Source organism: Flavobacterium sp. (assembly GCF_027484945.1).
In the GTDB taxonomy this organism is placed as follows: Bacteria; Bacteroidota; Bacteroidia; order Flavobacteriales; family Flavobacteriaceae; genus Flavobacterium.
Genome location: NZ_JAIXRZ010000003.1, coordinates 14,006 through 30,076, shown reverse-complemented (window position 1 = coordinate 30,076; position 16,071 = coordinate 14,006). Strand labels below are relative to the sequence as shown.

Genomic DNA, 16,071 nt, shown 5'->3' with positions numbered 1-16,071 from the left:
TAAATTAATCGGTTTTATTGTGTTGGAATGAACGCTAATAGAATTCAAAATCGCCAACAAAAGTACTTATTATACTTTTATTTTAATAGCGCACATTTGCTAATATTTTGAGAATTTTTCAACTGAATCGGGTGCTTATTAACAAGTTGGATTATTTTTGTTGGATGATCAATTTGCGTAAATATCTTGATTTTTACATTCAGTCCTCTATTCATGTTGGCCTCGCCGTATTTTGTTTGTTGTATGTGACCCTTTTGGAGTTGGATTTGTCCCTGCAAATTAATTTTGCATCCTGTTTGTTTTTCGGAACGGTTTTGGCCTACACAGTTTTAAAGTATTGGGATTTTTTAGTGGTAAAAAAACAAATTACTACGTATTTAAAACGGATTCTTTTGGTGAATAGTTTTGCTTTATTAGGATTTGTTTTTTTCTTTTTACGTCTCGATTATTGGCAGCAATGGCGTATTGTTCTTGGGGGACTTTTAGTATTGATTTACCCTTATTTCCGAAGGTTTGGGGCCATCAAAATATTTTGGGTTAGTTTAGTAATTGGCTACATGACGGTTTATGTGCCGCTTCAATCAGTTTCTTTTTTACCTGTAAATAGTGCCTTTGCTTGGAGCAAACGTTTTTGTATTGCAACGGCATTGATGGTTCCTTTTGAAATTTATGATTATAAATATGATAAAGCCACTTTAAAAACATTGCCTCATCTAATTGGCGTAACACGAGTAAAATATTTGGGGTATTTCTTTTTAATACTTTTTTGGTGCCTCAATTTATTTGAAAAACCATTTTTTTGGGATTTACCTGATGCTATTAAAATAATCGGAATCCAAATCTGCGTCTCGCTTTTAATTATACTTTCTATTTATAACATAACTATAAACCGGACTAAGTATTTTACGACTTTTTGGGTTGAATCGATTCCGATTTTTTGGGCATTAGGATTGGTATTCCTAAAACAAATTTAATCCCATTACTACATTAACAGTATTACAAAAGTCCCGCTCTTTTCAACAAGGCATCCGGTTGGGGTTCTTGGCCACGAAAACGTTTGTACAACGCCATCGGTTGTTCTGTTCCTCCTTTGGATAAAACCGTGTCTTTAAATCGTGTAGCCACTTCTTTGTTAAAGATTCCCTTTTCTTGAAAATAAGCAAAGGCATCGGCATCGAGCACTTCGGCCCATTTATAACTATAGTACCCAGACGAATAGCCGCCTTGGAAAATATGTGAAAACGACGAACTCATACAATTTTCAGTTACATCGGGATATAAGGCAGTCTCGTGCATAGCTGCCACTTCAAAGGCTTTGACATCCTCAATTACGGGAATTTGCGCATGATAGGCCATGTCCAATAAACCGAAGCTCAGTTGCCTTACGGTTGCCATGCCCTCCATGAAATTGGCACTTTCCTTGATTTTGTCAACATAAGCTTGCGGAATCACTTCGCCTGTTTCATAATGATGGGCAAATAAAGCCAATGCCTCGGGTTCGTAACACCAATTCTCCATGACCTGACTCGGTAATTCAACAAAGTCCCAATACACCGAGGTTCCCGATAAACTAGGATAGGTCGTATTCGCCAACATCCCGTGTAAGGCATGACCGAATTCATGGAATAATGTGGTTACTTCATTGAAGGTTAACAAAGAAGGTTTTGAAGGAGTAGGTGGTGTGAAATTACACACAATCGACACATGCGGTCTTTCGTTTACTCCTGCTTCCCTATACTGTGGTTTATATGAAGTCATCCATGCGCCCGGACGTTTTCCTTTGCGGGGAAAAAAATCGGCATAGAAAAGCGCAACGAAATCATTATCTTTTCCTCGTACCTCATAGGTTAGCACATCAGGGTGGTATGTATCAATGGTATTGACTTCGTGAAACTGAAGATCAAAGAGTTTTTGAGCTATAGTAAACGCTCCATTTAGGACATTTTCCAATTTAAAATAGGGCTTCAACAATTCATCATCCAAATTGAATAATTGTTGTTTTAATTTTTCAGTATAATAAGCACCGTCCCATTTTTCTAAATGATCCAATCCGTCTTTTTCTTTCGCGAAAGCCGATAATTGCGCAAATTCACGTTGGGCAGCGGGTTTTGCTTTGGCTAATAAATCATTCAAAAACGATTTTACTTGATCCGGATGTTGCGCCATTCGTTCTTCTAAAACAAAATGTGCGTGTGTAGCATATCCCAATAATTGCGCACGTTCATGACGTAAAGCGACTATTTTTTTGAGTATTTCAGTGTTGTTATGACTATTGTCTTGAAAGGCTTTTTTTCCAAAGGCAATCGCTATTTCTTTGCGTAATTCGCGGTTGTCGGCATAGGTGATCAATGGCATATAACTTGGAAAATCTAAGGTAAACACCCAGCCTTCTATTCCTTTGGATTGTGCTAGTGCAGCAGCAGCTTCTTTCGCACCTTCAGGTAAACCGGCCAAATCTTCAGAATGGGTTACGTGTTTGAAATAACTATTCGTTTCGGCCAACACATTTTCGCCAAACGTTAACTTGAGTTGGGCCAATTCGGTGTCAATCTCACGCAAGCGACTTTTTTGGTCTTCTGCTAAAAAAGCTCCGTTCCGACTAAATCCTTTGTATTTTTTTTCCAATAACATGAATTGTTCCGAAGAAATCGATAAAGATCCCCGTTGATCATAAACCGCTTTTACCCTTTGAAATAAGGTTTCATTTAAGGCAATGTCATTTCCAAACGCCGTTAACTTGGGCGATACTTCTTGGGCGATTTTTTGCATCGTATCGCTCGTTTCAGCCGAATTTAAATTAAAAAAAAGCGAAGTCAAACGCTCCAGGGCCTGACCCGAATAGTCCAATGCTTCAATAGTGTTTTCAAATGTGGGTGCTTCCGGATTGTTTACTAGGGTATCTATTTCAGCACGCGCATGTGCAATATTAGCTTCAAAGGCAGGGATGTAATCGTCCAATTGAATCTGACTAAATGGCGCTGCAGTGTAAGGGGTATTGAATTTTTCTGTAAACATAATTAATTCTCAAAATAATAGTGGTCAACACAACCCTACTTGCTAAGTGAAGCGTGTTACTATTGGAGGTTTATTCGTTAATTTTTTGAAATGATAAAAAATCTAGCTTAGGAGCTTATTCTTCAAGGGATTCAGCAGCTTTAATCACCGCCTCCTTCAATTCATTTTTATACGAAACCATTTGCTGAAGGATTTCCGGATTTTGACTGCCTAAAATTTGTGCAGCCAATATTCCTGCGTTTTTTGCACCATTTAAAGCAACGGTAGCCACAGGGACACCTCCAGGCATTTGTAAAATTGAAAGTACCGAATCCCAACCGTCAATTGAATTGCTTGATTTTATAGGAACGCCAATGACAGGTAGCGGACTCATAGCCGCCACCATTCCGGGCAAATGGGCTGCTCCTCCCGCTCCCGCAATGATCACATTGATTCCGCGGAGGTGGGCGGTGGAACTAAAATCGAACAATTTTTCAGGGGTGCGATGGGCCGACACAATGTCCACTTCTGTAGGGATACCAAATGAATTTAGTATAGCAATTGCTTCCTGCATAACCGGCAGATCACTTTTACTTCCCATAACGATGGCTACTTTCATACGATTATAAATGCTAAATTTTATCTGTTGAATAATAGGATACGAAGGTACAATTTATTAGCCAATTGATAAAAGACTTTAACGTCTAATCGGGAAACATTTTGTTTAACAACTTTTTGATGTCTTTCAATCCATTCCCGCCCATGAGTTCGTTGATGAAAAGCACTTTGCCTTCCGTATCGATTAAAATATTGGTGGGGTAAAACGCAATATGAAATTGATCAATGGTTTTGCGGTCGTTGGGAATGATCGTGAGTTCTAATGATGTTCGCTTTAAAAAATCTTGAATCAACTTTTTCTCGTTGTACGTCACCGCAAAGAAAACAACATTTTGATTTTTGTATTTTTCTTTCAGTGTATTCAAATCAGGCATTTCTTCGATACACGGTTTGCATTGGGTAAACCAAAAGTTGAGAAATATGGCTTTCCCTTTCAAATCCTCCAAGGTATAGGTTTTACCTTCTATATCGGTTAAGGATAATTCAGTTAGGGTAGAACCGATTAGCTTTCGGCGGTTTTTTTCAAAGTCTTTTTGCTGTTGCCGAAATTTGTCGTTACGCAGTTTAACATCCTCTTTACTAAGATATTTTAAAACCAACGATGCTTTATTCTGAAGGGTATCGGCATAAAAAATCGTGGTAAAAGGCTGATCATGTATTGTTTTGTTCAGTGAATCCAACTTTTTCAATGGCAATTCCTTTCCATCAGGCAAAAAGAGTTGCGTTTTGGGACGCTTTTTTTGCACAAATTCGAAATAGGTAGTTCGATCTAAGGCAATCTGTCCTTCAGGTATAAAATTATTTTCCTGACATTGAATACTTCCAAATGTCAATAATGTGATTAGGTAACTTATTTTCTTCATAAATTTAGAAACGAAAAAGAAATGGAATTGTTGCACTATTTTTCAAAACAAATCTCCACTAACTCCTACTGCCCACTGCCCACTACTCACTGAACACTGCAAACTGAACACTGCCTACTGCCCACTAATCACACGAATGCTATGCTTCACTTCTTCAGCTATACGTCGGGCTTCAGTCATATTTTCATTCACAATCGTCACGTGACCCATTTTTCGAAAGGGACGCGTTTCGCGTTTGCCATAAATATGAGGTGTAACCCCATCAATTGCTAAAATGGCATCAATATTTTCATAAATCACTTGACCTGAATAGCCTTCTTCACCGACCAAGTTAACCATGATGCCGGCCACTTTGCTGTCGGTATTACCTAAAGGTAAATTTAAAATAGCGCGCAAATGATTTTCAAATTGCGACGTATAACTTGCTTCAATACTGTAATGTCCTGAGTTGTGCGGGCGAGGGGCCACTTCGTTGACTAAAATTTCATCGTCTTGGGTTTGAAAAAGCTCAACTGCCAATAATCCCACATGCTGAAAAGCTTCAGAAACTTTCAAGGCCACTTCTTGTGCTTTTTGTGCGACTGTCTCCGCTATTCGAGCCGGACAAATTACATACTCTACTTGGTTGGCTTCGGGATGAAATTCCATTTCAACAACGGGATAGGTTTTAACCGCTCCATTAACTGAACGTGCAACAATCACTGCCAATTCATTTTTAAAATTAACAAGGGCTTCTACTACACATTCTCCATCTGGAAGTTCGTGCAAATCCAACGTCGATCGACAAATTTTTACGCCATTACCATCATAGCCACCAGTAGCCGCTTTCCACACAAATGGAAAATTTAATTGGTCATTTGCAAGGGCTTCTTTCAACGCTTCTAAACCAACAAAGCGTTCATGTGCCGAAGTAGGAATACCATGTTCTACATAAAAATCTTTCTGTTTGCCTTTGTTTTGAATTAATCGTAAGGTTTTTGGAGAAGGATAAACGGGTAAGCCTTCAGCTTCTAATTGCTCTAACGCGTCGAGATTGACATTTTCTATTTCAACAGTCAAAACATTAACCATTTTTCCAAAGTTATAGACCGTTTCATATTCTAATAAGCTCCCTTGGTAAAAGGCGTTACAACCCAAACGCGAAGGGGCATCAGCACTTGGATCAAGAACAAATGTTTGGATATCAAACTTGCGCGTGTCGTTTAGGAGCATTTTACCCAATTGCCCACCGCCTAAAATTCCCAAACGAAAATCAGAAGAGAAATAATTCATGGTGTGTTGTTGTTTCAGGGGCAAATATAGCATTTTTGAGGCGTAATTGATAGTGGTTTTAAAGCAACAATTCGCATCAAACCTTAAATTCAATTTCTCAAATTTTCTAATTTCTCAATTCGAATTAGTACCCTAACTGTGCCACTCCGCTGTAGGTAGATAAGTTTACCTTCGGATCAGTTGATTTTCAAACCGTATCATTTCCAAGTCGCTGCAGTGTTTCTTTTACTACAAACTTCATTCCGGGTGAGGGGTTGCTGAGTTCGCGCGATAGTAATTGTCGAAGTTCGTCATGTACCCAATCCTGTTTTTGTCCCAAACGAAATAATGTTCGCAGGGCATAGGCTACAGTTGCTACTTTAGCATCACGAATGATAAAATCGAGACATCCCTCTATAATTTTCTCTTCTTGAAATGGTGTAAGAATAACTCCTTTTTTGGTTGCTAAAAACAAACAAATTTTTGAAGCTGGACGAACAGCGGGGTCTTGAGTAAATTTTGAAAGTACAGAACAGAATTGATCCAAATAGGGTAGAAATAGTGCAATGCGTTCTTTAGCAACTAATTCTAAAATTGAAAGTGCTTTGTAATGAAATTTATCTTGCAAATCACATCCTATTGCCACTAAACTTACTAAGAATTCAGCATCTTCAAAAGCGCGAAGTTTGTAGTAATCCCGGGTTGCCCGATAGGCTTTAATTGATGTAATTTGGGTGTAATGTTCGATATTCATTAGGTAAAAATAACAAATTTCTATTTTTTCAAAACGACAGGTTTTTTAATTGCGATTAGTTGTTAAATTTGCACCTTTAGTATTCACTTCAAAACCGAATGATTCACCTTCACGATAAAACTTTTGTCCCCTATATTTCTTCAGAAGAAATCCAATTTGCAATTCAAAATATGGCCAAGCAAATGGCATCCGATTTTTTTGAAGAAACTCCAGTTTTTATTGGAGTTCTTAACGGGTCATTTATGGTTTTAGGGGATTTAATGAAAAATTATAGGGGCATGTGCGAAGTGAGTTTTGTAAAAGTAGCATCCTATGAAGGAACGGCAACTACGAATGCGATAAAACAATTGATTGGTATTAATGAAAATCTAGAAGGCCGCACTGTAGTTATTGTTGAAGATATTATTGATACAGGCAATACAATTGTGGCATTGAAACAATTGTTGAAGCAACATAAGGTAAAACATCTTAAAATCGCCGCCTTATTTTTTAAACCGAATGCCTGTAAGCATGATTTAAAAATTGATTACGTAGGTATTCGCATTCCCAACAAATTTATCGTTGGCTATGGTCTGGATTACAACGGTCTCGGGCGTAATCTACCCGATGTATACCAAATAGCAACCAACGACTAAAGACCAAAGACTAACGACTAAAGACTAACGACTAAAGACTAACAACTAACGACTAAAGACCAACTACTAAAGACCAACGACTAACGACTAACAACTAAAGACTAACAACTAAACTTATAAATTACCATGATTAACATCGTTCTTTTTGGGAAACCTGGCGCAGGAAAAGGAACCCAGGCCGAATTTTTGAAAGAAAAATACAATTTGATGCATTTATCAACCGGAGATATTTTCCGTTTTAATATTAAAAACGAGACTGAATTAGGGAAATTAGCCAAAACATACATGGATAAAGGCGATTTGGTGCCCGATGAAGTTACGATTCAAATGTTGCAAAGCGAAGTAGATCAAAATCCTACTGCTGCTGGTTTTTTGTTTGATGGCTTTCCCCGTACCCTTGCTCAAGCCGAAGCGTTGGACGCTTTTTTAGCGACAAAAGGACAAAATATTCGCGCAACAGTTGCTTTGGAAGCGGATGATGAAATCTTAGTTGCCCGTTTATTAGAACGCGGAAAAACATCCGGTCGTATAGACGATCAAGACGAGGAGAAAATTCGCAATCGCTACCAAGAATACAATGAAAAAACAGCTCCTTTAATGCATTATTATCGAGAGCAAGGCAAGTTTTTTGCGGTGGATGGAATTGGTACAATTCAAGAAGTGACGGCCCGTTTAAGTGCAGTATTGGATACTTTTTAAAAAGGAATCCCTTTAAATATATAACTACAATTCAATATTATTTAAGATATTTGTAATCTAGAAAAGAGCATTTTCAGACTTCGGGACGAGGGCTCTTTTTTTTTGTTCTAAACACTATGGAAATACTGATTATTTTATTGTTGATTCTTTTGAATGGCTTGTTTTCTATGTCGGAAATTGCACTCATTTCTGCGCGAAAAAATCGTTTAGAAACCGCGGCTAAAAAAGGCAATTCACATGCAAAAGTTGCCTTAAAATTGGCCAATTCCCCCAATACATTTTTGTCAACAGTACAAATCGGAATTACCTTAATCGGAATTCTAACTGGGGTATATTCCAGTCATAAAATAACGCATGATGTATACGAATTTGTGGCCAGTTTTTCGATCTTACAGCCGTATGCCAATTCATTAGCCACGGTTATTGGTGTGATTGTATTAACCTTTTTCTCATTGGTTTTAGGAGAATTATTGCCCAAACGTATCGGACTTAATTTTCCCGAAAGTATTGCCAAAGCAGTCGCAGTTCCTATGCAGTTGGTGTCCAAAATAACCATGCCTTTTATATGGTTATTGACTTTATCTACGGAAGGATTGCTAAAAATTTTCCAAATCAAACCTACCGCCGACGGTAAAGTTACCGAAGAAGAAATCAAAGCAATTATCAAAGAAGGAACTGAAATTGGTGAAGTACAAGAGATTGAGCAAGAGATTGTGGAGCGCGTGTTTCATATTGGCGATCGAAAAGTAAATTCGTTAATGACCCACCGAAACGATATCGTTTATTTAACGCAAACGGCAAGTTTTGAAACGGTAAAAGCTATTATTTTCAATACCATGCATTCAGTGTACCCAGTTTGTAAGGATAATTTGGATGAAGTTACCGGTGTCGTACTTTTGAAAGATTTGTTGGTTGGTTTGGAGTGCAAGGATTTTAAATTAAATGAAATTACGCGGGAAGCTACGTATTTGATTGAGCATACTTCGGCCTTTAAAGCATTAGAACATTTTAAATCGACCAAAAATTTCCAAGCGTTAATTGTTGATGAACATGGAATTTTTCAAGGAATTATTACTTTAAATGATATTTTGGAAGCTTTGGTTGGCGATGCATCTGATTTTGATGATGACGAATACCAATTAATTACCGAAGCGGATGGTTCATGGACCGTGGATGGACAATATTCCTTGCATGATTTCTTGACGTATTTCGATATGGATGAGTTAATTGGCGATTATGATGTAACAACCATAAGCGGTTTGATTACCACCGAAATGGGATATATTCCGAAAAAAGGGGAGGAACTTATTTGGAATAAAATGCGATTTACCATTTTGGAAACAGCCGGAGCCAAAGTAGAAAAAATTAAAATAGCACCCTATTTAAGCGATAACTAGTAGTATTGCTTTCAAAAGTATATCCTAGGGTTGCTTAGCATTAGTACGATGAATTCAATATGCGCAAGGCAACTTGCTAAAGATTACAATTATGACCGAAGGCAATTTTGTTGATTATGTAAAGATTTATGTTTGCTCTGGAAAAGGAGGAAAAGGGTCTACGCATTTACATCGCGAAAAGTTTATTGAAAAAGGTGGTCCCGATGGCGGCGATGGTGGTCGTGGCGGACATGTGGTACTTCGCGGCAACAAAAACCTGTGGACGCTTTTTCATTTGAAGTTTACGAAACATGTGAAAGCCGGTCACGGGGGTGATGGCGGGAGTAGTCGAAGTACCGGTCATGATGGAGAAGATAAAATCATCGAAGTGCCTTTGGGAACTGTGGTAAAAGACCAAGAAACAGAAGAGGTGTTGTTTGAAATTACCGAACACGGTGAAGAAAAAATTGTGGCACGCGGTGGTAAAGGAGGTTTAGGAAATTGGCATTTTCGAACAGCTACTAATCAAACTCCACGCTATTCCCAGCCTGGAATGCCTCCGGAAGAAGTCGACATTATATTGGAATTAAAAGTATTGGCAGATGTTGGTTTAGTAGGTTTTCCCAATGCAGGTAAATCGACACTTTTATCGGTAATGACTTCGGCAAAACCTAAAATTGCAGATTATCCGTTTACCACGTTAAAACCCAACTTAGGAATAGTATCCTATCGGGATTTTCAGTCCTTTGTAATGGCCGACATCCCAGGAATTATTGAAGGTGCCGCAGAAGGAAAAGGCTTGGGGCATTATTTTCTTCGCCACATCGAACGCAATTCTACCTTGTTGTTTTTAGTTCCTGCAGATGCCGATGATATCAAAAAAGAATACGATATTTTGTTGGATGAATTACGACGCTATAATCCAGAATTATTAGATAAAAACCGTTTGTTGGTTATTTCAAAAAGCGATATGCTTGATGATGAGTTGAAATCTGAAATGAAATTGCTCTTGGATAAAGAATGTAAGGGTATTCCGTATTTGTTTATCTCATCTGTTGCGCAGCAAGGAATCCAAGAATTAAAAGACCGATTGTGGTTAATGTTAAATAATTAAATTATTAGTAAACATTTGCGTTTATTTCTTTGATTTAAAGAAAAATAAAATAAATTTGCCATTCGCAATTAATTAGAAAAAAATAAAAAACAAAAAGCTTATGAAATTACGATTACTTTTCGCTTTGTGTCTTGTTCAATTGGGTTGGGCGCAACAACGAACTTGCGGTGTAGATGCTTACATGGCTAGACTTATGGAGAATCCTGTGATGAAGCAACAGTACATGGAGCTACAAGAAAAATTCGAAGTAGAATTACGTCGTTTAGTTACAGCACAATTGGAAGCTCGCAATGGTCAAGCAACTACTGCAGCTCCTAATGTAACAATACGCATTCCCGTTGCTGTTCATTATCCTTCAGCAGCAACTTCTTCTACTGCAGCTGTTAAATCATGTTTACGTTCTTTGGCACAAACCCAAGTGAATATTTTAAATGCTGATTATAACGCTACAAACACTGATATTTCTAACTGGACCAATGATGCATCATTTTACCCTGGAACTAACACCGGTATGATGAATGTACAATTTGTTATTGCTACTCAAAATCATCCAGCAGGAACAGGGTTAGTAAATGGTGATATGGCGGTAACATTTGGTACGGATTATTTGAATAATGCCGATACGGATACTACTTGGGCCGGTTATATGAATTTAGTTGTTCGTAATATTTCAGGGGGTATTTTAGGATATTCTCCGCTTGGAGGACAGCCTTCAGCAGGTATGACTGTTGTAATTGATAACAATGCCTTCGGAAAGGTTATGACAACTGCACCGACAACATGTGCTAATTATGTGCCACAAGCTCCTTATAACCTAGGACGTACATTAACGCATGAGTTAGGGCATTTCTTTAATTTATACCATACATTCCAAGCTTGTGATGGTGCAAACTGTGCCACTTCAGGTGACCGCGTGTGTGATACAGAATCGACCAGTACACCCTACTATAATTGTGATCCTGCAGGAGCTGTAGCATCCAATTGTACAGGTGATCCTCAATTAACAATGAACTACATGGATTATGTACAAGATGTTTGTATGTACATGTTCACTGCAGGTCAGGCGACTCGTATGCAAGCGCATTACAATGTTATTGCCGCTCAGTTTACACAAACAGCTTTAGGTAATGAAGAACAATTGTTAAGTCAATTTTCGATTGCACCCAACCCTAATAAAGGTAATTTTGAAGTGCAGTTTGCTGGACCAGTAACCAACTATAGCTTGCAAGTTTTTGATGCTGCTGGACGAGTTATCGTTGATGAAGAAAACGAAAATAATGCTGAATTAGTTCGTTCGATACAATTACCTTCAGCTCAAAAAGGACTTTATTTCGTAACCTTACGTACGCCAGAAGGTATCGCAACGAAAAAAGTAATTGTAGAATAAAACTTTTTTAAAAAAATAAAGAATTGTAGGTAAATCCGTTTATTTACAATTCTTTTTTTATATCCAAAAACAATCTAATAACAATGAGAAAAATTGTACTTTCACTGGTATCCGCAGTGTTATTAATGCCTTTCACAATGAAGGCAGATGAGGGAATGTGGTTCTTAATGTTCATCGAACGATTGAATCACCGTGATATGCAGAAAATGGGTCTGCAATTAACCGCTGAAGAAATTTATAGTATCAACAACCACAGTTTGAAAGATGCGATTGTGCAATTCAATGGGGGTTGTACAGCAGAATTAATTTCAAAAGATGGTTTGGTTTTGACAAATCATCATTGTGGATATGATGCTATTGCAGAATTATCTTCGGCTGAAAAAAATTACTTAAAAGAAGGGTATTGGGCAGCGAATAAACAAGGTGAATTAAAACCTTCGAGCTTATTTGTTCGTTTCTTTGTTCGTATGGACGATTGTTCAAAACGGATACTCGGCGTTGTGAATGGTAAAATGACCGAGGCCGAGCGTGAAAAAGCAATTAATGCAGAAATTGCAAAAATTGAAAAAGAAAATAATGAAGGTGGAAAATATGTAGTTTCTGTTCGCTCCTTTTTTCAAGGAAATGAATACTACTATTTTGTCTATCAAGACTACAAAGATGTTCGATTAGTAGGAACACCTCCAGAGAGTTTAGGAAAATTTGGTGGAGATACAGACAACTGGGAATGGCCACGTCATACCGCCGATTTTTCCATGTTTCGTATTTATGCTGATGCCAATGGAAATCCAGCCGATTATTCAGAAAACAATGTGCCTTTGCACCCAAAACATCATTTACCTGTTAATTTAGGTGGTGTAGATGAAAATGATTTTGCCATGATTTTAGGCTATCCGGGTCGTACCAACCGTTGGATGCCCGCTGGTGGAATCGAGCAAAATGTTAAGTTTGCTTACCCTGCATGGGTTGAAGGAGCAAAAACCGGTATGGACAACATGAAGAAATATATGGATCAAAGTGATGCATTAAACTTGGTGTATGCCTCAAAGTATGCTTCAACTGCAAATTATTGGAAAAACCGTCAAGGAATGATTGATGCGTTGACCAAATTTGAAACGGCCAAAACAAAAGCGGCACAAGAAGCCAAATTCAATAAATGGGCCAACAAGTCAGAAAACAAAGCAAAATACGGTACCGTTGTTGAAACAATTAACAAGTTTTATGCGTTGACCAACGAGAAATCGCGTCATGATAACTACTTACAACAATTGTTGCGTACTTCGGCTATGGGGACAATTTCCCGTACGCTTGGACGTCAATTGGAAGCCTATGCAAAAGCTGATGCGACCAAACGTGCACAAGTTTTACCGCAATTATCAGCAATGATTGATGAAATGTACAAAGAAATGCATATTCCTGCCGAGCGCGATATTTTGGCAGCACAGCTTAAATTGTATGCAACAAAATCAGTCGGTTATGCAATTGCTCCTTCTGTAAAGAAAATTGGTGATGCAACAAATAATGAGTTTACAGCTTATGTAAATGCAGCTTTTGATTTGTCGATGTTTAGTTCAGCCGATCGGGTTAAAGCATTTTTAGTTGTGCCTTCTGAAGGACAACTAACAAATGATCCTTTGTTTGCTTTGTCAAGTGATTTAATTACGCACATGAATGCAAAATCAGATGAAGTGGCCAAAGCACAAAATGATTTTGGAGCGGCTTTCCGTTTATTAGTAGAAGGTTTACGGGAGTCAAAAATTGGTTCAATCCAATATCCTGATGCCAATTCAACATTGCGTTTGACGTATGGTAAAGTTCGTGCGTTGCCCGCAGACAAACGCAACGATGCTGTAGTAAACAATTATACAACCTTAGCCGGTCAAGTGAAGAAATACAAAAAAGGTGATAATGAATTTGATTTACCTGCACGTGTTTTAGAAATGAATGCCAAGAAAGATTTCGGTCGTTATGCTGATAAAGATGGTTCATTACATGTGAATTTCCTAACCGATAATGACATTACTGGAGGTAACTCTGGTTCGCCTGTACTAAACGGTAAGGGAGAACTAATTGGATTAGCATTTGATGGTAATATTGAAGCGATGGCTGGTGACGTTATTTTTGATAAAAAATTACAACGTACAATCAATGTTGATATTCGTTATGTATTGTGGGTAATTGAAAACTTTTCAGGTGCCAAACATATCGTTGATGAAATGACCTTGGTAAAATAATTTATCATAAATCCATCTAAAAACTCCGGTCAATCGCCGGAGTTTTTTTATTTTTGATCATCTAAAACTACGCTATGAAAAGCTATCTGTATTTGATTTTCTTTATATCACTATCGGTAGTAGGACAAACCGATTTAGAAAAAGGAGAACAGCTTTTTAAAGCACAACGGTGGGACCAAGCCCAAACCTTTTTTGAACGTTGTTTGCGGGAAAAACCCAATAATCCTAAAATTTTAGAATACTTGGGCGATATTGCCGGATTCCAAAAAAAGTGGGACGATGCAATAGCCTATTATGAACAATTAAAAAGGCAAAACCTTCAAAATGCGAATTATTGGTATAAATATGGTGGAGCGCTGGGAATGAAAGCTAAATCGGTTAATAAATTCAAAGCCTTGGGCATGATTGATACCATTGAAAAGGCATTCTTAAAAGCGGCTCAATTGGACCATAAACATGTAGAAACCCGCTGGGCTCTGGTAATGTTATATTTAGAACTACCCGCTATGATTGGTGGAAGTGAAGATAAAGCGCGAAAATATGCCGGAGAGTTGATGAATATTTCCAAAGTAGATGGCTATTTGTCAAGAGGGTATATCGATGAATATTTTAAGCGGTATGCTAATGCCGAAACTAACTACCTTAAAGCACATGAATTGGGTAATTCTAAAGCAACTTTTCAAAAATTATATCATTTGTACCAAAATAAATTAAAAAACGCTGAAAAAGCACGAAAGCTTAAAGCAACTTTTGATTCAAAAGACTCCTAACTATGCGAACTCATTTTATTGCAATTGGTGGTGCTGCGATGCACAATTTAGCACTGGCATTACATCATAAAGGCTATCAAGTAACGGGAAGTGACGATGCCATTTTTGAACCCTCACTGTCTCGGCTACAAAAATACGGTTTGTTACCGTCCACAATGGGTTGGTTTCCCGAAAAAATCACGAGCGATATAGAAGCTGTGATTTTAGGTATGCATGCCAAAGCCGATAACCCGGAATTGATGAAGGCGCAAGAATTAGGTTTAAAAATATATTCGTATCCAGAGTTTTTATACGAACAATCCAAAAACAAAACGCGTGTAGTTATTGGAGGTTCCCATGGAAAAACGACCATAACTTCTATGATTTTACACGTTATGCATTTTCATGATATTCAAGTAGATTACATGGTTGGTGCCCAATTGGAGGGGTTTGAAACGATGGTGCATTTAACAGAAGAAAACGATTTTATAGTATTAGAAGGCGATGAATATTTATCGTCACCAATAGATCGTCGTCCAAAGTTTCATTTATACCAACCCAATATTGCCTTGTTGTCGGGTATTGCATGGGACCATATTAATGTATTTCCCACCTTTGAAAATTATGTTGCCCAATTTGAGATTTTTGTTAGTCAAATAACCCAGGGTGGAATTTTGATTTACAATGAAGAAGACCAAGTGGTTAAAAAAGTGGCCGAATCTACAGATAATGCTATTCGAAAAATACCGTACCAAACCGCATCATATACCGTTGAAAATGGGAAAACCTTACTAGAAACCCCAGAAGGTGCAATGCCAATTGAAGTTTTTGGAGCACATAATTTAAATAATTTAGCGGGTGCCAAATGGGTATGCCAGTGCATGGGAGTGGATGAAGCCGATTTTTATGAAGCAATTGCAACGTTTAAGGGAGCTTCAAAGCGTTTGGAGAAAATTGCCGAAAGTCTTACACGGGTTGCGTATAAAGATTTTGCGCATTCACCGAGTAAAGTTGCGGCAACAACTAAAGCTGTAAAAAATCAATACCCCAATCGCACCTTGCTCGCTTGCCTAGAATTACATACCTATAGTAGTTTGAATGCCGCATTTTTAAAGGAGTATGAAGGCGCTTTAGATGCAGCTGATGTTGCTGTGGTATTTTACTCGCCCGATGCGGTTAAAATTAAACGTTTAGAAGAAGTAACCTACGATCAAATAGCTCAATCCTTTAAACGGGAAGATCTTATTATATTCACTAATCCCGACGAATTTAAATCTTTTTTATTTACATATAATTTAGAAAATACAGCCTTGCTGCTTATGAGTTCGGGTAATTATGGCGGGCTCCATTTTGATGAAGTGAAGGGGTTGATAAATCGAGAATAATTTTTAAAAATA

Annotated in this window: 14 protein-coding genes; 9 read left to right on the top strand and 5 right to left on the bottom strand. The window is 37.8% G+C overall.

The features are described 5' to 3' along the window. Positions 1 to 164: 164 nt before the first annotated feature. On the top strand, positions 165 to 974 hold the full coding sequence (locus Q0039_RS00245; RefSeq protein WP_297507257.1) for a hypothetical protein: 810 nt from the start codon (positions 165 to 167) through the stop codon (positions 972 to 974). Positions 975 to 996: 22 nt separating this feature from the next. Here the strand turns inward: Q0039_RS00245 and Q0039_RS00240 are convergent, their stop codons facing one another. From Q0039_RS00240 to Q0039_RS00220, 5 genes are all read right to left on the bottom strand, one after another. Further along, positions 997 to 3,015, bottom strand: a complete 2,019-nt coding sequence (locus Q0039_RS00240; protein WP_297507254.1) for a M3 family metallopeptidase — start codon at positions 3,013 to 3,015, stop codon at positions 997 to 999. Positions 3,016 to 3,130: 115 nt separating this feature from the next. Further along, positions 3,131 to 3,613: a 5-(carboxyamino)imidazole ribonucleotide mutase gene (gene purE / locus Q0039_RS00235; protein ID WP_297507251.1), complete on the bottom strand. Its 483-nt coding sequence runs from the start codon at positions 3,611 to 3,613 to the stop codon at positions 3,131 to 3,133. A gap of 85 nt (positions 3,614 to 3,698) precedes the next feature. After that, on the bottom strand, positions 3,699 to 4,475 hold the full coding sequence (locus Q0039_RS00230) for a redoxin domain-containing protein (protein WP_297507248.1): 777 nt from the start codon (positions 4,473 to 4,475) through the stop codon (positions 3,699 to 3,701). A 114-nt stretch (positions 4,476 to 4,589) separates the two neighbouring features. Next, complete coding sequence (locus Q0039_RS00225) at positions 4,590 to 5,747, bottom strand: 5-(carboxyamino)imidazole ribonucleotide synthase (protein WP_297507245.1); 1,158 nt, start codon at positions 5,745 to 5,747, stop codon at positions 4,590 to 4,592. 187 nt (positions 5,748 to 5,934) lie between these two features. Next, the gene (locus Q0039_RS00220) at positions 5,935 to 6,480 is read right to left on the bottom strand and encodes a hypothetical protein (RefSeq protein ID WP_297507242.1); all 546 of its coding nucleotides are present in this window, start codon (positions 6,478 to 6,480) and stop codon (positions 5,935 to 5,937) included. A gap of 98 nt (positions 6,481 to 6,578) precedes the next feature. On the opposite strand from Q0039_RS00220, the gene hpt reads away from it, so the two are divergent. The 8 genes from hpt to Q0039_RS00180 all read left to right on the top strand — a co-directional run bounded on the left by hpt (position 6,579) and on the right by Q0039_RS00180 (position 16,059). Then, complete coding sequence (gene hpt, locus Q0039_RS00215; RefSeq protein ID WP_297507239.1) at positions 6,579 to 7,115, top strand: hypoxanthine phosphoribosyltransferase; 537 nt, start codon at positions 6,579 to 6,581, stop codon at positions 7,113 to 7,115. A gap of 126 nt (positions 7,116 to 7,241) precedes the next feature. Then, entirely contained in the window at positions 7,242 to 7,814 is a 573-nt protein-coding gene (locus tag Q0039_RS00210; RefSeq protein WP_297507237.1) for an adenylate kinase, read from the top strand. 116 nt (positions 7,815 to 7,930) lie between these two features. Next, positions 7,931 to 9,211 carry a hemolysin family protein gene (locus Q0039_RS00205; protein WP_297507234.1) on the top strand — a complete coding sequence of 427 codons (1,281 nt, stop codon included), beginning with the start codon at positions 7,931 to 7,933 and terminating at the stop codon, positions 9,209 to 9,211. A gap of 91 nt (positions 9,212 to 9,302) precedes the next feature. Next, on the top strand, positions 9,303 to 10,304 hold the full coding sequence (gene obgE / locus Q0039_RS00200; protein WP_297507231.1) for a GTPase ObgE: 1,002 nt from the start codon (positions 9,303 to 9,305) through the stop codon (positions 10,302 to 10,304). 100 nt (positions 10,305 to 10,404) lie between these two features. After that, positions 10,405 to 11,691: a zinc-dependent metalloprotease gene (locus Q0039_RS00195; RefSeq protein ID WP_297507223.1), complete on the top strand. Its 1,287-nt coding sequence runs from the start codon at positions 10,405 to 10,407 to the stop codon at positions 11,689 to 11,691. A gap of 83 nt (positions 11,692 to 11,774) precedes the next feature. Further along, a complete protein-coding gene (locus Q0039_RS00190; protein ID WP_297507219.1) occupies positions 11,775 to 13,925 on the top strand; it encodes a S46 family peptidase in 2,151 nt (716 codons plus the stop codon). 74 nt (positions 13,926 to 13,999) lie between these two features. Then, the gene (locus Q0039_RS00185; RefSeq protein ID WP_297507216.1) at positions 14,000 to 14,695 is read left to right on the top strand and encodes a tetratricopeptide repeat protein; all 696 of its coding nucleotides are present in this window, start codon (positions 14,000 to 14,002) and stop codon (positions 14,693 to 14,695) included. 2 nt (positions 14,696 to 14,697) lie between these two features. Further along, positions 14,698 to 16,059, top strand: coding sequence for a Mur ligase family protein (locus tag Q0039_RS00180; RefSeq protein WP_297507211.1), 1,362 nt, complete (start codon positions 14,698 to 14,700; stop codon positions 16,057 to 16,059). Positions 16,060 to 16,071 lie beyond the last annotated feature (12 nt).

Bases quoted from the DNA above. Each gene is read 5' to 3' on its own strand.
- Q0039_RS00230 (WP_297507248.1), bottom strand. From the start codon at position 4,475: ATGAAGAAAATAAGTTACCTAATCACATTATTGACATTTGGAAGTATT.
- Q0039_RS00240 (WP_297507254.1), bottom strand. From the start codon at position 3,015: ATGTTTACAGAAAAATTCAATACCCCTTACACTGCAGCGCCATTTAGT.
- purE (WP_297507251.1), bottom strand. From the start codon at position 3,613: ATGAAAGTAGCCATCGTTATGGGAAGTAAAAGTGATCTGCCGGTTATG.
- Q0039_RS00220 (WP_297507242.1), bottom strand. From the start codon at position 6,480: ATGAATATCGAACATTACACCCAAATTACATCAATTAAAGCCTATCGG.
- Q0039_RS00185 (WP_297507216.1), top strand. From the start codon at position 14,000: ATGAAAAGCTATCTGTATTTGATTTTCTTTATATCACTATCGGTAGTA.
- hpt (WP_297507239.1), top strand. From the start codon at position 6,579: ATGATTCACCTTCACGATAAAACTTTTGTCCCCTATATTTCTTCAGAA.
- Q0039_RS00190 (WP_297507219.1), top strand. From the start codon at position 11,775: ATGAGAAAAATTGTACTTTCACTGGTATCCGCAGTGTTATTAATGCCT.
- obgE (WP_297507231.1), top strand. From the start codon at position 9,303: ATGACCGAAGGCAATTTTGTTGATTATGTAAAGATTTATGTTTGCTCT.
- Q0039_RS00245 (WP_297507257.1), top strand. From the start codon at position 165: ATGATCAATTTGCGTAAATATCTTGATTTTTACATTCAGTCCTCTATT.
- Q0039_RS00225 (WP_297507245.1), bottom strand. From the start codon at position 5,747: ATGAATTATTTCTCTTCTGATTTTCGTTTGGGAATTTTAGGCGGTGGG.
- Q0039_RS00210 (WP_297507237.1), top strand. From the start codon at position 7,242: ATGATTAACATCGTTCTTTTTGGGAAACCTGGCGCAGGAAAAGGAACC.
- Q0039_RS00180 (WP_297507211.1), top strand. From the start codon at position 14,698: ATGCGAACTCATTTTATTGCAATTGGTGGTGCTGCGATGCACAATTTA.
- Q0039_RS00205 (WP_297507234.1), top strand. From the start codon at position 7,931: ATGGAAATACTGATTATTTTATTGTTGATTCTTTTGAATGGCTTGTTT.
- Q0039_RS00195 (WP_297507223.1), top strand. From the start codon at position 10,405: ATGAAATTACGATTACTTTTCGCTTTGTGTCTTGTTCAATTGGGTTGG.